19 protein-coding genes are annotated in these 18,227 nt (G+C 70.9%); 8 read left to right on the top strand and 11 right to left on the bottom strand.

Going from position 1 to position 18,227, the window contains the following annotated elements; genetic code table 11:
* Positions 1-42: 42 nt before the first annotated feature.
* Positions 43-1,143, top strand: a complete 1,101-nt coding sequence (locus ABZ794_RS26370) for an AI-2E family transporter (protein WP_210785825.1) — start codon at positions 43-45, stop codon at positions 1,141-1,143.
* 27 nt (positions 1,144-1,170) lie between these two features.
* On the opposite strand, the gene ABZ794_RS26375 is transcribed toward ABZ794_RS26370, so the two are convergent.
* The 5 genes from ABZ794_RS26375 to ABZ794_RS26395 form a co-directional block, all read right to left on the bottom strand.
* A complete protein-coding gene (locus ABZ794_RS26375) occupies positions 1,171-1,980 on the bottom strand; it encodes an alpha/beta hydrolase (RefSeq protein WP_357518052.1) in 810 nt (269 codons plus the stop codon).
* 66 nt (positions 1,981-2,046) lie between these two features.
* On the bottom strand, positions 2,047-2,376 hold the full coding sequence (locus tag ABZ794_RS26380; protein ID WP_124821217.1) for an ATP/GTP-binding protein: 330 nt from the start codon (positions 2,374-2,376) through the stop codon (positions 2,047-2,049).
* Between the two features lie 98 nt (positions 2,377-2,474).
* Positions 2,475-4,265, bottom strand: coding sequence for a 3-hydroxyacyl-CoA dehydrogenase (locus ABZ794_RS26385; protein ID WP_210785801.1), 1,791 nt, complete (start codon positions 4,263-4,265; stop codon positions 2,475-2,477).
* A 126-nt stretch (positions 4,266-4,391) separates the two neighbouring features.
* Positions 4,392-5,462, bottom strand: coding sequence for an alpha/beta hydrolase (locus ABZ794_RS26390; RefSeq protein WP_357518054.1), 1,071 nt, complete (start codon positions 5,460-5,462; stop codon positions 4,392-4,394).
* Between the two features lie 80 nt (positions 5,463-5,542).
* A complete protein-coding gene (locus tag ABZ794_RS26395) occupies positions 5,543-5,959 on the bottom strand; it encodes an FHA domain-containing protein (protein ID WP_210785804.1) in 417 nt (138 codons plus the stop codon).
* Between the two features lie 256 nt (positions 5,960-6,215).
* On the opposite strand from ABZ794_RS26395, the gene ABZ794_RS26400 reads away from it, so the two are divergent.
* Both ABZ794_RS26400 and ABZ794_RS26405 read left to right on the top strand, forming a co-directional pair.
* Entirely contained in the window at positions 6,216-7,712 is a 1,497-nt protein-coding gene (locus ABZ794_RS26400) for an aldehyde dehydrogenase family protein (RefSeq protein WP_357518056.1), read from the top strand.
* A gap of 80 nt (positions 7,713-7,792) precedes the next feature.
* On the top strand, positions 7,793-8,449 hold the full coding sequence (locus tag ABZ794_RS26405; RefSeq protein ID WP_210785806.1) for a methyltransferase domain-containing protein: 657 nt from the start codon (positions 7,793-7,795) through the stop codon (positions 8,447-8,449).
* Positions 8,450-8,457: 8 nt separating this feature from the next.
* Here ABZ794_RS26405 and nucS read toward each other — a convergent pair whose 3' ends face one another.
* On the bottom strand, positions 8,458-9,117 hold the full coding sequence (gene nucS, locus ABZ794_RS26410; protein WP_112584054.1) for an endonuclease NucS: 660 nt from the start codon (positions 9,115-9,117) through the stop codon (positions 8,458-8,460).
* A gap of 71 nt (positions 9,118-9,188) precedes the next feature.
* On the opposite strand from nucS, the gene ABZ794_RS26415 reads away from it, so the two are divergent.
* Together ABZ794_RS26415 and ABZ794_RS26420 are read left to right on the top strand one after the other, a co-directional pair.
* On the top strand, positions 9,189-9,806 hold the full coding sequence (locus ABZ794_RS26415; RefSeq protein WP_091405855.1) for a DUF4126 domain-containing protein: 618 nt from the start codon (positions 9,189-9,191) through the stop codon (positions 9,804-9,806).
* Between the two features lie 85 nt (positions 9,807-9,891).
* A complete protein-coding gene (locus ABZ794_RS26420; protein ID WP_210785808.1) occupies positions 9,892-10,188 on the top strand; it encodes a DUF1540 domain-containing protein in 297 nt (98 codons plus the stop codon).
* A 54-nt stretch (positions 10,189-10,242) separates the two neighbouring features.
* Here the strand turns inward: ABZ794_RS26420 and ABZ794_RS26425 are convergent, their stop codons facing one another.
* On the bottom strand, positions 10,243-12,249 hold the full coding sequence (locus ABZ794_RS26425; protein WP_357518059.1) for a protein meaA: 2,007 nt from the start codon (positions 12,247-12,249) through the stop codon (positions 10,243-10,245).
* A gap of 151 nt (positions 12,250-12,400) precedes the next feature.
* On the opposite strand from ABZ794_RS26425, the gene ABZ794_RS26430 reads away from it, so the two are divergent.
* Positions 12,401-13,252, top strand: coding sequence for an ABC transporter ATP-binding protein (locus tag ABZ794_RS26430; RefSeq protein ID WP_238688528.1), 852 nt, complete (start codon positions 12,401-12,403; stop codon positions 13,250-13,252).
* Positions 13,249-14,094, top strand: coding sequence for an ABC transporter permease (locus tag ABZ794_RS26435; protein ID WP_112584029.1), 846 nt, complete (start codon positions 13,249-13,251; stop codon positions 14,092-14,094). Before ABZ794_RS26430 ends, ABZ794_RS26435 begins: the two co-directional genes overlap by 4 nt.
* Positions 14,095-14,134: 40 nt before the next feature.
* Here ABZ794_RS26435 and ABZ794_RS26440 read toward each other — a convergent pair whose 3' ends face one another.
* Together ABZ794_RS26440 and murA are read right to left on the bottom strand one after the other, a co-directional pair.
* Positions 14,135-14,983, bottom strand: coding sequence for a 3-hydroxyacyl-CoA dehydrogenase family protein (locus ABZ794_RS26440; protein ID WP_357518061.1), 849 nt, complete (start codon positions 14,981-14,983; stop codon positions 14,135-14,137).
* Positions 14,984-15,079: 96 nt separating this feature from the next.
* Positions 15,080-16,522, bottom strand: a complete 1,443-nt coding sequence (gene murA / locus ABZ794_RS26445) for a UDP-N-acetylglucosamine 1-carboxyvinyltransferase (RefSeq protein WP_210785811.1) — start codon at positions 16,520-16,522, stop codon at positions 15,080-15,082.
* Here murA and ABZ794_RS26450 point away from each other — a divergent pair.
* Positions 16,521-17,093 carry a cob(I)yrinic acid a,c-diamide adenosyltransferase gene (locus ABZ794_RS26450; protein WP_091405871.1) on the top strand — a complete coding sequence of 191 codons (573 nt, stop codon included), beginning with the start codon at positions 16,521-16,523 and terminating at the stop codon, positions 17,091-17,093. The two genes, murA and ABZ794_RS26450, sit on opposite strands and share 2 nt — an antisense overlap.
* Before the next feature lie 343 nt (positions 17,094-17,436).
* Here ABZ794_RS26450 and ABZ794_RS26455 read toward each other — a convergent pair whose 3' ends face one another.
* Positions 17,437-17,892 carry a DUF2550 domain-containing protein gene (locus ABZ794_RS26455; protein ID WP_210785812.1) on the bottom strand — a complete coding sequence of 152 codons (456 nt, stop codon included), beginning with the start codon at positions 17,890-17,892 and terminating at the stop codon, positions 17,437-17,439.
* 12 nt (positions 17,893-17,904) lie between these two features.
* The gene (locus ABZ794_RS26460) at positions 17,905-18,186 is read right to left on the bottom strand and encodes a F0F1 ATP synthase subunit epsilon (protein ID WP_030333186.1); all 282 of its coding nucleotides are present in this window, start codon (positions 18,184-18,186) and stop codon (positions 17,905-17,907) included.
* Positions 18,187-18,227 lie beyond the last annotated feature (41 nt).

An 18,227-nucleotide genomic window follows, 5' to 3' on the forward strand; every position in this document is an offset into this window, starting at 1 on the left:
ACGGAGGCGCGGGCGGCATCGTCGGCGGAGACGCCACCCCCGGTGCCGGTCCCCGCCCCCGGAGTCGACCCGGATGAGCCACCGGCGGTCCCGTCCGGAAAGTTCGGCACACCGGGGCGGCCACTGCGCCGCAGCAGTTTCCTGCTCGGCTTCACCGGTGCGCTGGGCGTGCTGCTGGCGTACACCCTCTATCTGGGGATTCGCAATGCCGGCGGCATCCTCGTGCTGGTGGTGATCGCGCTCTTCCTCGCGATCGGCCTCAACCCGGCGGTGGTCCGACTGGGCCGCTGGGGTGTGCCGCACGGCCTGGCGGTGGCGGGGGTCGCCCTGACCGTGGTGCTGCTGCTCTGCGGCGGGGTGGTGGCGCTGGTTCCGCCGATCGTCACCCAGTCGGGGCAGTTCATCGACCAGATCCCGAGCCTGCTCGACCAGTTGCGCCGCAACCCGACGGTCAATGACCTGGTGGAGCGGTACGACGTGGTGGAGCGGGTGCAGGGCGCGGCCAACGCGGAGACGGTCGGACGGGCGCTCGGCGGGGTGCTGGGCGGCGCACAACTGATCTTCGGCACGGTGTTTCGGACGCTGACCGTGCTGGTCCTGACCATCTACTTCCTGGCGTACTTCGACAAGCTGCGTTCGCTGGGCTACTCGTTGGTGCCCCGGTCGCGGCGGCAGCGGGTGCAGCTGATCGGTGACGAAATATTGGCCAAGGTTGGCTCCTACATGGTCGGCGCGCTGAGCATCGCGGTGCTGGCCGGCGCGACCACCTTCGTCTTCGCCCTGATCGTCGACCTGCCGTACCCGTTCGCGCTGGCCGTGGTGGTCGCGGTGACCGACCTGATCCCGCAGATCGGCGCCACCCTGGGCGCGGTGATCGTGAGTCTGGTCGGCTTCGCCGCCGACCTGCCCACCGGCATCGCCTGCGCGGTCTTCTTCCTGATCTACCAGCAGGTGGAGAACTACCTCATCTACCCGAAGGTGATGCGGCGTTCGGTGGAGGTCAACGAGGTGGCCGCCCTGTTGGCCGCGCTGCTCGGGGTGGCGCTGCTGGGTGTGGTGGGCGCGCTGATCGCCATCCCCACCGTGGCCGCGCTGCAACTGATCCTGCGCGAGGTGGTGCTGCCCCGCCAGGAGCGCCGCTGAGCGGCGGCCGGGCCGGGAACGGGCGGGTCAGTCCGCCTTGGTGGCGGCCGGGCCGGGAACTGGGGTGTCGGCGAAGGCGGCCACCGTCCGGTCGGCGTACGCGCTGACGTCGCCGGCCTCCATCGGGCCGTCCCAGGTCGTCGGAAGCGGCACCTCGACGGCTGGGTTGACCCGCCGGACGATCTCGTCGAGCACCGTCTCGGCGTCGCCCACCCACAGGTGCTTGGCGCCCGACACCCCGACCACCTCGGCCTGCGGTACGGCGGCGAACCGCTCCCGCGCTTCGGTGGGGCGTAGGTAGTCGTCGAACTCCGGCACCAGCGCCACCAGCGGCCGACCCGAGTTGGCCCAGGTGGCCAGGTCCTCGGGGGCGGAGAAACGCAGCGGCGGGGAGAGCAGGATCGCCCCGGCGATCGTCGGGTCGCAGCCGTACTTCAGCGCCAGGTCGGTGCCGAACGACCAGCCGACGAGCCAGATGTTGGGCAGCTCGGCGAACTCCGCGTACTCGATGGCGGCGGCCACGTCGTACCGCTCGCCCACCGCGCCGTCGAAGGCTCCCTCGCTGGTGCCGCGCACGCTGCTGGTGCCCCGGGTGTTGAACCGCAGCACCGCCAGGTCGGCCAGCGCGGGCAGCCGCCAGGCCGCCTTGCGGAACACGTGGCTGTCCATCATTCCGCCGTGGGTGGGCAGCGGGTGCAGGCAGACCAGGGTGGCCACCGGCGGCCGGTCGGCCGGCAGGGCCAGCTCACCGACCAGCCGCAGACCGTCGGCGGTGTGCAGCTCGATGTCCTCCCGGCGGCCGGGCAGGATCGACGACGCGCGGATCGCTGTGCTCACCACCCAAGTCTGTCGCGAAGTCGCCGCCACCGCCCGCCCAGGCACGAACAGGGTGACCCAGGTCGCTCAGTAGCGCGGGGAGCCCCGGCCACGCTGCACCGCCGGGCCGCGCCGCTCCCGGGCCCGCCAGCAGCCGCTGTGCCAGTGCCGCCGGTCGGTCAGGTCACCCAGGCCGTCCGCCGGCCAGGCCACCAGGTGGGCCACCCCAGGTGGGATCTCCTGGTTACAACCGGGGCAGCGGTACGTCTTGACCGACGCGCCCGCGCCGATGCCGCGTACCTGCCAGGCGCCGTCGGTCCACTGCTGCACCGAGGCGACGCCCTGGCGGACCCGGTCGGCGTCCAGGTTGGCGTTCTCGTCCCGGCGAGGGCGGTTGCGACGGGGGCTCACAGTCACCAAGGTTACGGTCACTCCCAGCTGGCCGGCTCGCCACGGTCGTCGGCGACCCGGAGCCCCGCCGAAACCGTGCTGACCTCCGCATCGTGGGCGACCGGTCAGCGGTGCGAGTGGTCGCGGAAGCCGCGGCGGGTCTTGCGGCCCAGGTAGCCGGCGGTGACCAGGTGCTCCAGCAGCGGCGCGGGCGCGAAACCCGGCTCTCGCAGTTCCAGGTACAGCTCGCGCTGGATGGCCAGGGAAACGTCCAACCCGACCACGTCGAGCAGCTCGAACGGGCCCATCGGGTAGCCGCAGCCCAACTTCATGGCGTGGTCGATGTCGTCGGCCGTCGAGTAGCTGGCCTCCAGCATCTTCACCGCGTCGTTCAGGTACGGGAAGAGCAGCGCGTTGACGATGAAGCCGGACCGGTCGCCGCAGACCACGCCGGTCTTGCCGAGCGCGGCGCAGACGGCGCGGGCGGTGGCGGTGGCCTCCGGGGAGGTGCGGATGGTGCGGACGACCTCGACCAGCGGCATCACCGGGGCCGGGTTGAAGAAGTGCAGCCCCACCACGTCGGCCGGCCGCTGGGTGGCCATCGCCACGTCGATCACCGGCAGCGACGAGGTGGTGGTGGCCAGCACCACACCCGGCTTGCAGATCTCGTCGAGGCTGGCGAAGAGAGCCTTCTTGACGCTCAACTCCTCGACGACCGCCTCGACCACCAGGTCGACGTCGGCGAGATGGTCGAGCGTGGCGGACCAGCTGATCCGGCCCAGGGCGGCGTCCCGGTCGGCCTCGGCGAGCTTGCCGCGCACCACGCCCTTGTTCAGCGAGGTCTTGACCGCCTCGCAGACCTTCGCGGACTTCTCCATGCCGCGGGTCACCGAGACGACCTCGTAGCCGGCCTTCGCGAAGACCTCGATGATCCCGGTGGCCATGGTTCCGGAGCCGACCACGCCGACCTTCGCGATGGCGCGCGCGCCGTCGGCGAGCGCGGCGTCCGTGGCGAGCGGCGTCGCCTCGTCCGGTACGACCACCGGGGAGCCGGGCCGCTCGTAGGTGTAGAACCCCCGGCCCGACTTCCGGCCGAGCAGCCCTGCCGTCACCATCTGCTTGAGCAGCGGCACCGGGGCGTGGCGGCGGTCCCGCCCGCCGCGCCGGTACATGGTGTCCAGGATCTCGTACGCGGTGTCCAGGCCGATCAGGTCCATCAACGCCAGCGGGCCCATCGGCAGGCCGCAGCCGAGCTTCATGGCGGCGTCGATGTCCTCCCGGGTCGCGTAGTGCGACTCGAACATGGCGACCGCGTGGTTGAGGTAGCCGAAGAGCAGCGCGTTGGCGATGAAGCCGGCCCGGTCGTTGATGGTGACGTCGACCTTGCCGAGCCGGGCGCAGAGCGCCTCCACGTCGGCGACCACCTCGGGTGCGGTGACTACCGTGCGGACCACCTCGACCAGCTTCATCACCGGGGCCGGGTTGAAGAAGTGGATGCCGATCACCTGGTTGGGGCGGCTGGTGGCGACGGAGATCTCGGTGACGCTCAACGACGAGGTGTTGGTGGCGAGGATCGTCTCCGGTCGGCAGACCCGGTCCAGCTCCGCGAAGATCCGCTGCTTGAGGTCCAGGTGCTCGGGCACCGCCTCGATGACCAGGTCGACGGAGTGCAGCGCGTCCAGCCCGACCGCGAAGTGCACCCGCTCGTGCAGGGCGTCGCGGTCCGCCTCGGCGAGCTTGCCCTTGGCGACCGCCCGGTCGGTGGAGCCCTTCAGGGTGGCCTGGCCGCGCTCCAGCGCCGGCGCGGAGATTTCCACTGCCACCACGTCGATGCCGTTGCGGGCGAAGACCTCGACGATGCCGGCACCCATGGTGCCCAGCCCCACCACACCAACGGTGCTGAACTCGCGCGCCACGACCGGCCTCCCCAGAGACTCCGCACGACCACTGAACGGCCGCTAAGGTTATGCGCGCGAGTCTGCCACGTGACGGTGAGTTGTCGAGACGCCGTGGCATATTTCACCCACGGCCCAGCGGCGCCGCTACCCGGCCGCCACGCTGGTCAGGGCCAACAACTCCGCGACGAACTCCGCCGGGCGCTCCAGGTGCGGGCTGTGCCCGCAACCGGGCAGCACCACCTCGTGGTACGCGCCGCCGGCCGCCGCGTACCGGTCGAGCACCGCCCGGGTCTGGCCGACCATCGGCTGCGGTGGGCAGGCGTCCGCGCCGGGCCAGCCGGGCACGAGATCCAGCGAACCCAGGTACGCCAGGTCGAAGAGCGAGGTGTCCGAGACGATGACGTCGACGTCTCCGCGTACCCAGGTGACCGGCGGTTTCTCGGCGACGGCCACCAGCTCGTCGGCGAGCCGGAACCAGGTCGGCGCGAGCGCGTTGAGCACCCCGCGCTCCCCCGGCGCGGTGCCCGGCCAGTTCTCCGACGGCACCGCCGTGCCCGGGTAGTTGTCGTCCCCGGTGGCGGTGGCAAGCACTGTGTCCAGCAGCAGTTCCTCGTCAGTGCCCAGCGAGGCGGGATCGGCGACATAGGTGGCTCGCAGCACGGCGCGCGGGCTGGCCGGCGCGTCAGTGCTCCGGTCACCGGCCGCGAGGCGGGCCACGAAGTCCGGGTTCGCCGTGCCGGCGCCGGTGCCGGCGAAGTCGGCTGTGGTCGGCGTACCGGTCAGGTCGCGGGTGCCGCCGAAGCCGTACGGGGAGACCGGTGCGGCGAGCAGCAACGCCCCCACCCGGTGCGGATGGTCGACCAGCAGGCGCATCGCCACCCCGCCGCCGAGGGAGTGCCCGACCACCACCGGGCGCGCCTCGGCGTCGAAGAGCGTCGGGTCGTCCAGCAGTGCGGCCACGTCGTCGGCGAAGTCCCGCAGGCCCCGGGTGGCGTCCACCGGGGCGGTCGCGGAGTCGCCGTACCCCCGCAGGTCGGGGGCGACCACCCGCAGCGTCGGTGGCAGACGGCGGACCAGCGGCTCCCAGAACAGCGCTGACGAGCAGTTGCCGTGGATCAGCAGCACCGGTGTGCCGTCCGGCGAGCCGGCCACCCGTACCGCCTGGGTGATGCCGTTCGCCGTCACGATCCGCTGCTCGGTCTCCATCCGCGGCATGGTGCCACGGGTGTCCCCGCCGGTCCAGGTGTCGGACCGCCACCCAACGGAGCTACCCGGTGTGGCGGACCGCCAGGCGATCAGCGACGCGAGCCCGGTGGCGCGGCCAGCGGCAGCGGCAGCGTCGGTCGGACGTCGCGCCGGGACGGGCCGAAGCTGAGCCCCACCGGGTCGGTGAGCGCCACCCCGGGGTCAAACAGGCGCAGTTCGGTGCGGCCCAGCCGGATCACGTCACCGTCGGAGAGTCGTTCCACCTCGGTGATCCGCCGGTCGTTGAGCCAGGTGCCGTTGGTGGAGCCCAGGTCCCGCAGGGACGGGCCCTCCGGTGCCAGCCACACCTCGGCGTGGCGACGGCTCAGGTGCGGGTCGTTGATGACCACCTGACCGGTCGGCGCTCGGCCGATCACCTGTATCTCGGCTCGCATACGAAAGCTCGCGCCGCGCATCGGTCCACCCGCGACCGTCAACAGCGGCATCAGTTCCGGAAGTTCCTCCATGGACAGTCAGCCCTCCACCCCACACCGTCACTCCGCGCGTCAGCTTGCCATCAGACGGTAGTCGTCAATACCGACCGGCCGGTCAGCCTCTCGTCACCTCCCGGCCACCTGCCGTTCGACGATTCGGGCGGGCCGTATCCGTCACCAACGCCCTGACCTGCACTGATCAACGATCGGCCGGGTTGGTGCGACGCCGCTCCCCCGCCCCGAATCGGGGACCCTACCGGCGAGTAATCCTCGGGTCTAGACTTCCGCCATGACGGCAGTGCATATCCCGGGCGTTCCGGTCATCGACGCGGGCCACTTGGTTTCCACCAGCCCGGCGACCGGCGCCGAGGCCGGTCGCCTCCCGGTCGCCACCGACGCCGACGTGCGGCAGGCCGTCGACAGCGCCCGCGCCGCCGGCGAGTGGTGGGCGGGCCTCGGTTTCACCGGCCGCCGCCAGCGGATGCTGCGGTGGCGTGCGCTGCTCGCCAAGCGCATCGAGCAGTTGGCCGAGTTGGTGCACGTCGAGGGCGGCAAGCCGGTCGCCGACGCCATCGTCGAGATCGTCACGGCGATCGAGCACATCGACTGGGCCACCCGCAACGCCGGCCGCGTGCTCGGTCCACGCCGGGTGCGGTCCCGGCTCATCCTGGCCGAGTTCTCCGGGCACCTCGAATACCAGCCGTACGGGGTGGTCGGCGTGATCGGGCCGTGGAACTATCCGGTCTTCACGCCGATCGGCTCCGCCGCGTACGCCCTCGCCGCCGGCAACGCCGTGGTGCTCAAGCCGAGCGAGTACACGCCCGCCGTCGGCCAGTGGCTGGTGGACAGCTTCGCCGAGGTGGTGCCCGAGCAGCCGGTGTTCACCGCCGTGCACGGGCTGGGCGACGTGGGCGCGGCGCTGTGCCGCTCCGGCGTCAACAAGTTGGCCTTCACCGGCTCCACCGCCACCGCCCGAAAGGTGATGGCCGCCTGCGCCGAGACGCTGACCCCGGTGCTCATCGAGGGTGGCGGCAAGGACGCCATGATCGTGGACAGCGACGCCGACCTGGACGCGGCCGCCGAGGCGTGTGTCTGGGGCGGTATGACCAACGCTGGCCAGACCTGCATCGGCATCGAGCGGGTGTACGCGGTCGACGCCGTCTTCGACGCCTTCGTCGACAAGGTGGTGACCCGCGCCGGTCGGTTGACGGTCGGGCCGGAGGGCACCGACATCGGCCCGATCACCATGCCCAAGCAGATCGACGTGATCCGCCGACACATCGATGCCGCCATCACGTCCGGCGGGCGCGCCGTGCTCGGCGGCCCGAGCGCCGTGCAACCGCCGTACGTCCACCCCACAGTGCTGGTGGACGTACCGGAGGAGTCCGCTGCCGTCCGCGAGGAGACCTTCGGTCCCACGCTGACCATCAGCCGGGTCCGCGACGCCGACGAGGCCGTCACCCGCGCCAACGCCCTGTCGTACGGCCTCGGGGGTTCGGTCTTCGGCCGACGGCGTGCGGTGACCATCGCCCGGCGACTGCGCTCCGGGATGGCGTCGATCAACTCCACGCTGACCTTCGCCGGCATGTCCACCCTGCCGTTCGGCGGTGTCGGCGACTCCGGCTTCGGGCGGATCCACGGGGAGGACGGCCTGCGTGAGTTCGGTCGGTCCAAGGCGATCACCCGACGTCGTGCCCGGTCGCTGCTGCCGTCGATGACCTTCGAGCGCACCCCCGCCGACGTGGCCCGACTCGTCAAGGCCATCAAGGTCATGTACGGGAGGTAAGTGTCGGATAACCGATCATCAACAAGGATCGGCGTATCCACATGTTTATACACCGTGGTCACGGCGGTACATTGCGTTAAATGGGCCCCAATCGATTGCGTTACCGCCTTGTCGACAGTGACCAGTCGTGGAGCGCCCGACGGCGTCGGCACCGCTCGGACTGGCTGGCGCGCACCTTTCCCGACATCGGCGACATGCACGTGGTCGACCTCGGTGGCCGGCTCGGCACCTGGCACCGCGCCACCGTCCGACCGGCCCGGGTGACAGTCGTCAACCTGGAGCAGCCGCCCGCCGTCGTCCCGGATTGGGCCCACGTCGAGCAGGCCGATGCCTGCGACCTGCCCCCGCACCTCACCAAGGGCAGCTTCGACCTGGTCTTCTCGAACTCGGTGCTGGAGCATGTGGGCGGGCACGAACGCCGCATTCGCTTCGCTGCGGCCGCCCGCTCACTGGCCGACCGGCACTGGGTGCAGACGCCCTACCGCTACTTCCCCATCGAGCCACACTGGATCGCGCCCGGCATGCAGTTCCTGCCGGTACGACTGCGCACCGCGTTCGCCCGACGCTGGCCGCTGGGGCACAAGCCGACCCGCAGCCACGACGCCGCCATCCACCAGGTGCTCTGGACCGAGTTGTTGGACCGCTCGCAGATGCGTCACTACTTCCCCGACTCGACGATGCTGGTGGAGCGGGTGTTCGGTCTGCCGAAGTCACTGATCGCGGTGCGCACCGGGTAGGACGCCGGTCAGAAGAGGGTCAGCTCGTCCTTCACGATGCCGCGCAGCTTGTCGTAGTCCACCACCACACACCGGATGCCCCGGTCGGTGGCGAGCACCCGGGCCTGCGGCTTGATCTCCTGGGCGGCGAAGACCCCGACGACGGGGCTGAGCAGCGGGTCACGGTTCATCAGCTCGAGATAGCGGGTCAACTGCTCCACGCCGTCGATGTCGCCACGTCGCTTGACCTCGACGGCGACCGAGCCCGAGTTGGCATCCCGGCACAGCAGGTCGACCGGGCCGATCGCCGTCATGTACTCGCGGCGGACCAGCGTGAACCCCTCACCCAGGGCACCCGGGTTGGCGGCCAGCAACTCCTGGAGGTGCGCCTCCACCCCGTCCTTGCGCAGGCCCGGATCCACACCCAGCTCGTACGAGGTGTCCTGGAAGATCTCCTCCAGGGTGATCCGCAGCTCCTCGCCAGCCTTGTTGACGACCCGCCACACACCGGGGGCCTCCTCCAACCGGCACGGCGGGCTCATCCAGTTCAACGGCTTGTACGCCCGGTCGTCGGCGTGAATAGACACCGACCCGTCCGCCTTCACCATCAGCAACCGGGTGGCCAGCGGCAGGTGAGCCGAGAGCCGTCCGACATAGTCCACCGAGCACTTCGCAATGACCAACCGCACCCGACGAGGGTAGCCGAGCACCCACCGGTCGCCAGCGAGCGGCACTGGCGCGTCGGTGCGATGCTGAGACCGTGTTCGAAGTCCTCACCGGCACCGGTCTCGCCGCCTCGGCGGGGCTGAACGCCTACATACCCCTGCTCATCCTCGGCCTGCTCGGCCGTTACACCGACCTGATCGACCTGCCCAGCGGCTGGACCTGGCTCGGCAACGGCTGGGTCATCGCCATCATGGCCGTGCTGCTCGCCGTGGAGATGGTGGCGGACAAGGTGCCGGTGGTCGACCACATCAACGACGTGGTGCAGACAGTGGTCCGACCCACCGCCGGTGGCCTGGCCTTCGGCGCCGGCTCCTCGTCGGAGACGGTGACGGTCAGCGACCCAGGGAGCTTCTTCTCGTCCCACCAGTGGGTGCCGGTCGTCACCGGCGTACTGCTGGCGTTGGGCGTGCACCTGCTCAAGTCCGCGGCCCGCCCGGTGATCAACGCGACCACCGCCGGAATCGGCGCCCCGGTCGCCAGCACCGCCGAGGACGCCACCAGCGTGGTGGTCTCCCTGGTGGCGATCATCCTGCCGGTGCTGGTGCTCGTCGTCCTGGTCGGCCTGGCGTTCTTCACCTTCTGGTTCTTCCGTCGTCGATCCGAACGACGCCGCGAACGAGAGGCCGCCCGCGCCGCCGGCTTCCGCGTCTGACGCGGCGGATCGGCGGCCCGCGATACCGGGGCTCCACGGGTCGACAAAAGCCTAGTATCGGGGCAAGAGCCTAGAGGAGGTCGGCATGACCGCAGCGTTGGAGATGCCCCGAGTCCAGGAATGTGTGGTCGCCGCGTGCGCGTACAACCAGGCAGGTGACTGCCACGCCTTCGCGATCACCATCGGCAGCATGGATCACGCCCACTGCCACACCTTCGTCGAGTCGCCCGTCCGGGGCGGCGTGGAGAGCCTGATCGCGCAGGTGGGCGCCTGCCAGCGCGCCGACTGCCGGCACAACGAGCAGCTGGAGTGCCACGCGGCGTCGATCAGGGTCGGCCCGGACAACGACATGGCCGACTGCATGACCTACGCCGGCCGCTGACCCACACTGGCCGCTGACCCACGCCGGCCGGCGACCTGCCGGGACAGCGCTCGATCAGGGCAGGTCGTTGGCGTGACGGATGACCGTCACCAGGTCGTCGATGATGCCGGTGAGGGCGAAGTCCTTCGGGGTGAAGACCCGGGCGACCCCGGCCGCCCTGAGGGTGTCCGCGTCACTGGCCGGGATGATGCCGCCCACCACCACCGGCAGGTCGGCCCGGCCGGCGGCGCGCAGCCCGTCGAGCACCGCGGGCACGGCGGCCAGGTGCGACCCGGAGAGCACGGAGAGCCCGACCAGGTCGACGTCCTCCTCGACGGCGGCGGCGACGATCTGCCCCGCGGTCAACCGGATGCCCTGGTAGACGACCTCGAAGCCGGCGTCGCGGGCGCGTACCGCGATCTGCTCCGCGCCGTTGGAGTGCCCGTCCAGCCCGGGTTTGCCGACCAGCAGCCGCAGCCGGCCGCTGCCCAGCTCCCGCGCGGTGGCGGTGACCCGCTCGCGGACCGCCACGAGGCCCGGCTCCCCACCGCCGCCGGTGGCACCGGCCAGGCCGGTCGGTGCCCGGTACTCGCCGAAGACCTGGCGCAGCGCGCCGGCCCACTCGCCGGTGGTCACCCCGGCCCGCACACACTCCAGGGTGGCCGGCATCAGATTGGTGGTGGTCGCGGCGTCCGCGCGCAGCCGGGCCAGCGCCGCGTCGACGCCGGCCGCGTCCCGGTCGGCCCGCCACCGGCGTACGCCGTCCACGGCGGCCGCCTCGACCGCGGGATCGACCTGCTCGACCGCGTCCGCGCCTGCGGCGGTCAGCGGGGAGGGTTCGGTGGCGGTGTACCGGTTGACCCCGACCACCACGTCGGCACCGGACTCCATCCGGCGACGGCGCTCGGCCAGCGACGTGACAAGCGCGCTCTTGAGGTAGCCGGTCTCCACTGCGGCGACGACGCCGCCCAGCTCCAGCACCTTGTCCAGCTCGACCCGCGCCCCGGTGACGACCTCGTCGACGAGCGCGGTCATCACGTGCGAGCCGGCGAAGAGGTCGGGATATTCGAGCAGATCCGACTCGTACGCCAGGACCTGCTGCATCCGCAGCGACCACTGCTGGTCCCACGGACGGGGCAGGCCGAGCGCCTCGTTCCAGGCGGGCAGCTGGACCGCGCGGGCCCGGGCGTCGCGGGACATCGTCACGCCGAGCATCTCCAGCACGATGCGCTGGATGTTGTTCTCCGGCTGCGCCTCGGTGAGGCCGAGCGAGTTGACCTGCACCCCGTAGCGGAACCGCCGTTGTCTGGCGTCGGTGACCCCGTACCGGTTCCGGGTGATCTCGTCCCAGAGCACGCCGAACGCGCGCATCTTGGCGATCTCCTCGACGAAGCGCACCCCGGCGTTGACGAAGAACGAGATCCGCTGGACCACGTCACCCATCCGCTCGGCCGGGACCTGGCCGGAGTCCCGGACCGCGTCGAGCACGGCGACCGCTGTGGCCAGCGCGAAGCCGACCTCCTGCACGGGCGTGGCGCCGGCCTCCTGGAGGTGGTACGAGCAGATGTTGACCGGGTTCCACCGGGGCATCTCGCGCAGCGTGTACGCCACCACGTCGGCGGTGAGCCGCAGCGACGCCGCCGGCGGAAAGATGTAGGTGCCCCGGGACAGGTACTCCTTGATGATGTCGTTCTGGGTGGTGCCGGCGCAGCGGGCCAGGTCGGCGCCCTGCTCCAGCCCGACGGTGCCGTACAGGGCGAGCAGCCACATCGCCGGGGCGTTGATGGTCATCGAGGTGTTCGTGTCGGCGAGCGGGAGACCGTCGAAAAGCGCCCGCATGTCGCCGAGGTGGGCCACCGGCACGCCGACCCGCCCGACCTCGCCGGCGGCGAGTTCGTGGTCCGGGTCGTACCCGGTCTGGGTGGGCAGGTCGAAGGCGACCGACAGGCCGGTCTGCCCCTTCGCCAGGTTGCGGCGGAAGAGGGCGTTGGTCGCCGCGGCCGACGAGTGGCCGGCGTAGGTGCGCATCACCCACGGGCGGTCCCGCTCGGGCAGCCGCCCGGGGAATGCCGTCTCATCCATGGCCGGAGTCTAAGTTACCGTTCAGTAAAAGGAGCTGTGGAAAACCACACAGGTCCATGTCGGGGACGACCGGGTGGCAAGCGCCCGCAGTGGCGTGGACCGCCACACCCCGGGCACCACCCGGCCCAGGCCAGGACGCACACTGGACGGCATGGATGACGAGCTGGCCATCTCCGTCCGAGGGCTGCGCAAGGCGTACGGCGACAACGTGGCGGTGGCGGGCGTGGACCTGGACGTCCACCGGGGCGAGGTGTTCGCGTTGCTCGGCCCGAACGGCGCCGGCAAGACCACCACGGTGGAGATCCTGGAGGGCTACCGCCGCCGGGACGCCGGCGAGGTCACAGTCCTCGGCGTCGATCCGGCCCGACCGGATGCCGACTGGCGCTCCCGGGTCGGCATCGTGCTCCAGGGCACCGGCGAGTTCGACGAGCTGACAGTGGCCGAGGTGATCCGGCACTTCTCCGGCTTCTACCCCGACGCGGACGACCCGGACAAGGTGATCGAGCGGGTCGGGCTGGCCGACAAGGCGAAGGCCCGGACGCACACCCTCTCCGGCGGGCAGAAGCGCCGCCTGGACGTGGCCCTGGGCATCGTCGGCCGTCCCGAGCTGCTTTTCCTCGACGAGCCGACCACCGGTTTCGACCCGGAGGCCCGCCGCGAGTTCTGGGAGCTGATCCGCGATCTCGCCGCGGCCGGCACCACAATCGTGCTCACCACCCACTACCTGGACGAGGCCGAGGCCCTCGCCGACCGGGTCGGCGTGATCGCCGGCGGCCGGCTGGTCGAGGTCGCCGCCCCCAACCGGCTGGGCAATCGGCAGGAGGCCCTCGCGACGGTCTCCTGGCGTACCCCGGAAGGGACGCGGGAAAGCGCGCAGAGCGCGACGCCGACGGCCTTCGTGGCCGACCTCGCCGCGCGCTACGGCGGCGAGGTCCCCGGGCTCACGGTGACCCGGCCGACCCTGGAGGACGTCTACCTCACCATGATCGGACACGCGCGATGACGACCACGACGAAGCCGGCGACGCCGGTCACCGCGACTCGCGGCCGGCGGCCGGGTGCCGGCGCGCTCGCCCTGCGCCAGGGCCGACTGGAGATCACCCAGTTCCTGCGCAGCCGGGAGTCGGTCGTCTTCACGATGGGCTTCCCCATCATCATGATCCTGATCTTCGCGTCGATCTTCGACGGCACGATCGGCGGCGGGGTCAAGTTCACCCAGTACTTCATCACCGGCATGATCGCGACCGGCCTGATGACTGTGAGCTTCCAGAACCTCGGCATCTGGATCCCGATCGAGCGGGACCGGGGCGTGCTCAAGCGCTACCGGGGCACGCCGATGCCGAAGTGGGTCTGGTTCGCCGGCAAAGTGATCATGGTGGTGGCGATCGGCATCGCCGAGACGGTCCTGCTGTTGGCCGTCGCGGTGGCGCTGTTCGACCTCGACCTGCCGGGCACCGCCGCGAAGTGGTTCACCTTCGGCTGGGTCGCCGTGCTCGGGGTGACCGCGTGCACCCTGTGCGGCATCGCGATCTCGTCGCTGGCCCGCACCGCCCGCAGCGGCTCGGCGGTGGTCACCCCCGTCGCCCTGGTGCTCCAGTTCATCTCCGGGGTGTTCTTCGTCTTCACCGACCTGCCCACCTGGATGCAGCAGGTGGCGGCGCTGTTCCCGCTCAAGTGGATGTGCCAGGGGCTGCGGTCGGTGTTCCTGCCGGAGAGCTTCGGCGCCCAGGAGCCGGGCGGCTCGTTCGAGCTGGGCCGGGTGGCGGTGGTGCTGGCCCTGTGGTGCGTGATCGGTGTGGTGCTCTGCCTGACCACCTTCCGCTGGACCACCAAGCGCGACGGCTGAGCGGCCGACCGGGGCGGACGCCCGCCCCGGTCGCCACGACTCAGTACGTGTAGAAGCCCTTGCCGGTCTTGCGGCCCAGGTCGCCGGCGGTGACCATCCGCTGGAGCAGCTCCGGCGGGAAGAACTTCTCGTCGGCGGTGTCGGTGTAGATGTTCTTCGAGGCGTGCAGCAGCACGTCCACGCCGGTCAGGTCGGTGGTGGCCAGCGGGCCCATCGCGTGCCCGAAGCCCAGCCGGCAGGCGGTGTCCAGGTCCTCCGCGGACACCACCCCGGACTCGACCAGCTTGACCGCCTCCATCACCAGGGCGGAGATCAGCCGGGTGGTGACGAAGCCGGCGATGTCCCGGTTGACCACGACGACCGTCTTACCGATCTCCTCGGCGAAGGCCCGCGCGGTGTCCAGCGTGGCGTCGGTGGTCTTGTAACCGCGCACCAGCTCGCAGAGCTGCATCATCGGCACCGGGGAGAAGAAGTGGGTGCCGACCACCGCCTCGGGCCGCTCGGTCACCGCGGCGATCTGGGTGACCGGGATCGCCGAGGTGTTGGTGGCGAGCACCGCGTCCGACTTGCAGATCTTGTCCAGGGCGCGGAACACCTCGTGCTTGATCTCCAGGCGCTCGAAGACCGCCTCGACCACGATGTCCGCGTCGGCCGCCGCCTCCAGGTCGGTGGTCGGGGTGATCCGAGCCAGCGTCGGCTCGACCTCGGACGCCTCGATCTTGCCCTTCTCGGCGAACTTCTCCAGTGACTTCCGAATACCGCCGAGACCCCGGGTGGTGGCCGCGTCGTCCAGGTCGCGCAGCGTCACCTGCCAGCCCGCCTGCGCCGCCACCTGGGCGATGCCGGAGCCCATCAGCCCGGCCCCGACGACCGCGAGTCGACCCGCCATCTGCTTCTCCCTCGCTGCGATTGAGTGCCTGCCTGCACCCTAGTCGGCGAGCCTGAACGATGGCTAAGTGGCGGTCGGGCCGGGGTCGTGGGGGCCTCAGATCTCCAGTGCCGGCTCCTCCGGCGTGGTGCCCCGCTCGACCGCCACCCCGAGCGCACGCAGGTCGGCGACGAAGTCCGGGTAGCCCCGGTCGACGTGGTGCACGTGGGAGACCTCGGTGACCCCCTCCGCGCAGAGTCCGGCAATGATCAACCCTGCTCCGGCCCGGATGTCGGTGGCCCGCACCGGGGCACCGGAGAGCCGATCCCGGCCCCGGACCACAGCGTGGTGCCCGTCGGTCTTGATGTCCGCGCCGAGCCGCATCATCTCGTTGGCGAACATGAACCGGCCGTCGAAGATGTTCTCGGTGATCAGGGAGGCGCCGTCACTGACGGCCGCCAGCCCGATCGCCATCGGCAGCAGATCGGTGGCGAAGCCGGGGTACGGCAGCGTCACCACGTCCACCGCCCGGGGCCGCTCGTCCATCCGTACGCGGAAGCCGTCTGCCCGGGTCTCCACCAGCCCGCCGGCGGCCACCACCTTGTCCAGGGCGACCTCCAGGAAGGCCGGGTCCAGCCCGGTCACCGTCACGTCGCCCCGGGTCATCGCCGCGCCGAACGCCCAGGTGCCGGCGACGATCCGGTCCCCCACAGTGGCGTGGCGCACCGGACGCAGACCGGGCACACCGGTGATGCGCAACGTCGACGTGCCCGCGCCGACGATGCGCGCGCCCATCTGGTTGAGCATCGTGCAGATGTCGACGATCTCCGGCTCCCGGGCGGCGTTGTCGATCATCGTGGTGCCCTGGGCCAGCACCGCCGCCATCACCAGGTTCTCGGTCGCGCCGACGCTGGGGAAATCCAGCACGATGTCCGCGCCGCGCAGCCCGTGCGGGGCGGAGGCGATGACGAACCCGTGCTCACCGGAGATCTCCGCGCCCATCCGGGTCAGCCCGGAGATGTGCATGTCCAACCCCCGCGAGCCGATCGCGTCGCCGCCGGGATGGGCCACCCGCACGTACCCCCGGCGGGCCAGCAACGGGCCGAGCACGCAGATCGACGCACGCAACCGGCGGACCAGGTCGTAGTCGGCCTCCGCGCCCGGCTGCTCGGGTACGTCGATCGTCACCGACCGGGACCGGGCCACGCCGCCACGGGCGACCATCGGGTCGACCGGGTCGTCCGCGTCGAACTGGACGTCGCAGCCCAGCCGACGCAGCACCTCCCCCATGATCGCGATGTCGGTGATCCGGGGGACGTTGGTGATCACACTGCGGCCCGGCGCGAGCAGCGCGGCGGCCATCAGCTTCAACGCCGAGTTCTTGGCACCGACCACGTGCACGGTGCCGGACAGTCGGGCGTCACCGCGTACCCGGATGACGTCGACGTCGTTGACCGCCGAATCGCCGGCGTCGCCGGGGCCCACCACCACCGGCCAGCCGGCGGTGCTGTCCGGCCGCGCCGGGATCGTCAGGTCGGGAATCCGTAGGCTGTGCGTCATGGCCGTCCACCTCACGCGCATCTACACCAAGGCCGGCGACGCCGGCATGACCAGGCTGAGCAACAACGAGCAGGTGCCGAAGACCGATCCACGGATCGCCGCGTACGCGGATGTCGACGAGTGCAACGCGGCGATCGGCGTCGCGCTCGCGCTGGGAAACCTCGACGAGGAGCTTCGCGGCGTGCTGGGGTCGGTGCAGAACGACCTGTTCGACGTCGGCGCCGACCTGTCCACCCCGGTCGAGCCGGAGCCGAAGTACCCGCCGCTGCGGGTCACCGAGGAGTACGTCGAGCGCCTGGAGGGCTGGTGCGACGAGTACAACGCACGCCTGAGCAAGCTCGACTCCTTCATCCTCCCCGGCGGCACCGCGGGTGCGGCGCTGCTGCACGTGGCGCGGACCGTCGCCCGGCGTGCCGAACGGGCAGCGTGGGCGCTGGTCAGCCACGATCCGGAACGAACCAGCACGCTCCCGGCAAAGTATCTCAACCGGCTCTCCGATCTGCTCTTTATCCTGTCAAGAACGGCAAATCCGGCAGGAGACGTGCTATGGGTGCCGGGCGGCAAGCGCTGAACGTCGGGCGCTCCGCACCACGTCGAGGTCTGGTTTCCCACTCTGCCCGCCACCACGCGTAGCCAAGCGGGCCCATCCCAGCCACCAGAACACCCCGACATCAAGAAAACCGAGCCGATCACCAGCCCGGCGCGCTGCGCGGGGCCGGCTCGCTGCGCGCACCGAGGAGGCAGGACCCAGCCGCATCGGTAACGGCAGGTGATCAAAGCCCGCGCCGAGCCGGCGGACAGTGCCCAACGAAGGGTTTCCGGGGGAGCCCGCCCGGCGCAGGGATCAAGCCTGACCGCCCGGAGCCGGGCGGGCTCCCCCGGAAACCGAGAAGAGCAACCACAGAAAGAGCCGATCAGGCAGCCGGCCAGTCCTGGGAGGCCATACGCGGCGAGACCGCCCCCGGAGGGGCGGCCTCGAGCCAGGAGAGAAAACCAGTCACTGTCGATCGCGCCATGGCGATCTCCACCGGTGCGTGGTCACTGGTACAGCGGAGGATCACCCAGTCGGCCGGCATGGAGAAGCGTTCCTGACCTTCGGGCAACCGGCGGCGCTCCACAGCCAGCCCCTTGCGGGAGAGAACCCGCTTGGGCCGGATCGCGAAGCTGAACATCCGGTACCAGCGCAGCTCGTCACCCGCGAACCGGCCGAAGCCGGGCGACCAGCCGCGGCCGTCGAGCATGGTGGAGACCCGGACGCTGAGCCGGATGATGCCACCGCTGCGGGTGACCAGAGCTCGCCGGACGAAGAGGATCAGAAGCGCGCCGAGGATGACGACAACGCCGATTCCGAATCCTTCGACGATCTCCATCCCCGGTGTGGCTCAGCGGCTCTGCGCGGAGACCGGGGTTGCGCTCTCGGCCAGCACGGTGACCCCGTCGGCGCTCACCGAGAGGAAGCCGCCGGCCACCTCGTAGGCGACCTGCTCGCCGCCGGCGAGCTTGATGCGTACCTGGCCGGGCTCGGCGAGTTGGCCGAGCAGCGGCGCGTGCCCCGGCAGGACACCGAGCTCGCCTTCGGTCGTCCGGGCGACGACCATCTCGGCGTCACCGGACCAGACCTTCTCCTCGACGGCGACGAGCTCGACGTGAAGCTGCTGTGCCACGCTGTCTCCTTGCTGCGGCTACGGATTGCCGAAAGTCTAGC

Source organism: Micromonospora sp. NPDC047187 (assembly GCF_040643355.1).
GTDB lineage: Bacteria > Actinomycetota > Actinomycetes > Mycobacteriales > Micromonosporaceae > Micromonospora > Micromonospora salmantinae.

Coding starts and splice junctions, on each gene's coding strand:
- ABZ794_RS26390 (WP_357518054.1), bottom strand. CDS start 5,462: ATGCCGCGGATGGAGACCGAGCAGCGGATCGTGACGGCGAACGGCATC.
- ABZ794_RS26395 (WP_210785804.1), bottom strand. CDS start 5,959: ATGGAGGAACTTCCGGAACTGATGCCGCTGTTGACGGTCGCGGGTGGA.
- ABZ794_RS26400 (WP_357518056.1), top strand. CDS start 6,216: ATGACGGCAGTGCATATCCCGGGCGTTCCGGTCATCGACGCGGGCCAC.
- ABZ794_RS26405 (WP_210785806.1), top strand. CDS start 7,793: ATGGGCCCCAATCGATTGCGTTACCGCCTTGTCGACAGTGACCAGTCG.
- ABZ794_RS26420 (WP_210785808.1), top strand. CDS start 9,892: ATGACCGCAGCGTTGGAGATGCCCCGAGTCCAGGAATGTGTGGTCGCC.
- ABZ794_RS26425 (WP_357518059.1), bottom strand. CDS start 12,249: ATGGATGAGACGGCATTCCCCGGGCGGCTGCCCGAGCGGGACCGCCCG.
- ABZ794_RS26430 (WP_238688528.1), top strand. CDS start 12,401: ATGGATGACGAGCTGGCCATCTCCGTCCGAGGGCTGCGCAAGGCGTAC.
- ABZ794_RS26435 (WP_112584029.1), top strand. CDS start 13,249: ATGACGACCACGACGAAGCCGGCGACGCCGGTCACCGCGACTCGCGGC.
- ABZ794_RS26440 (WP_357518061.1), bottom strand. CDS start 14,983: ATGGCGGGTCGACTCGCGGTCGTCGGGGCCGGGCTGATGGGCTCCGGC.
- ABZ794_RS26450 (WP_091405871.1), top strand. CDS start 16,521: ATGGCCGTCCACCTCACGCGCATCTACACCAAGGCCGGCGACGCCGGC.
- murA (WP_210785811.1), bottom strand. CDS start 16,522: ATGACGCACAGCCTACGGATTCCCGACCTGACGATCCCGGCGCGGCCG.
- ABZ794_RS26455 (WP_210785812.1), bottom strand. CDS start 17,892: ATGGAGATCGTCGAAGGATTCGGAATCGGCGTTGTCGTCATCCTCGGC.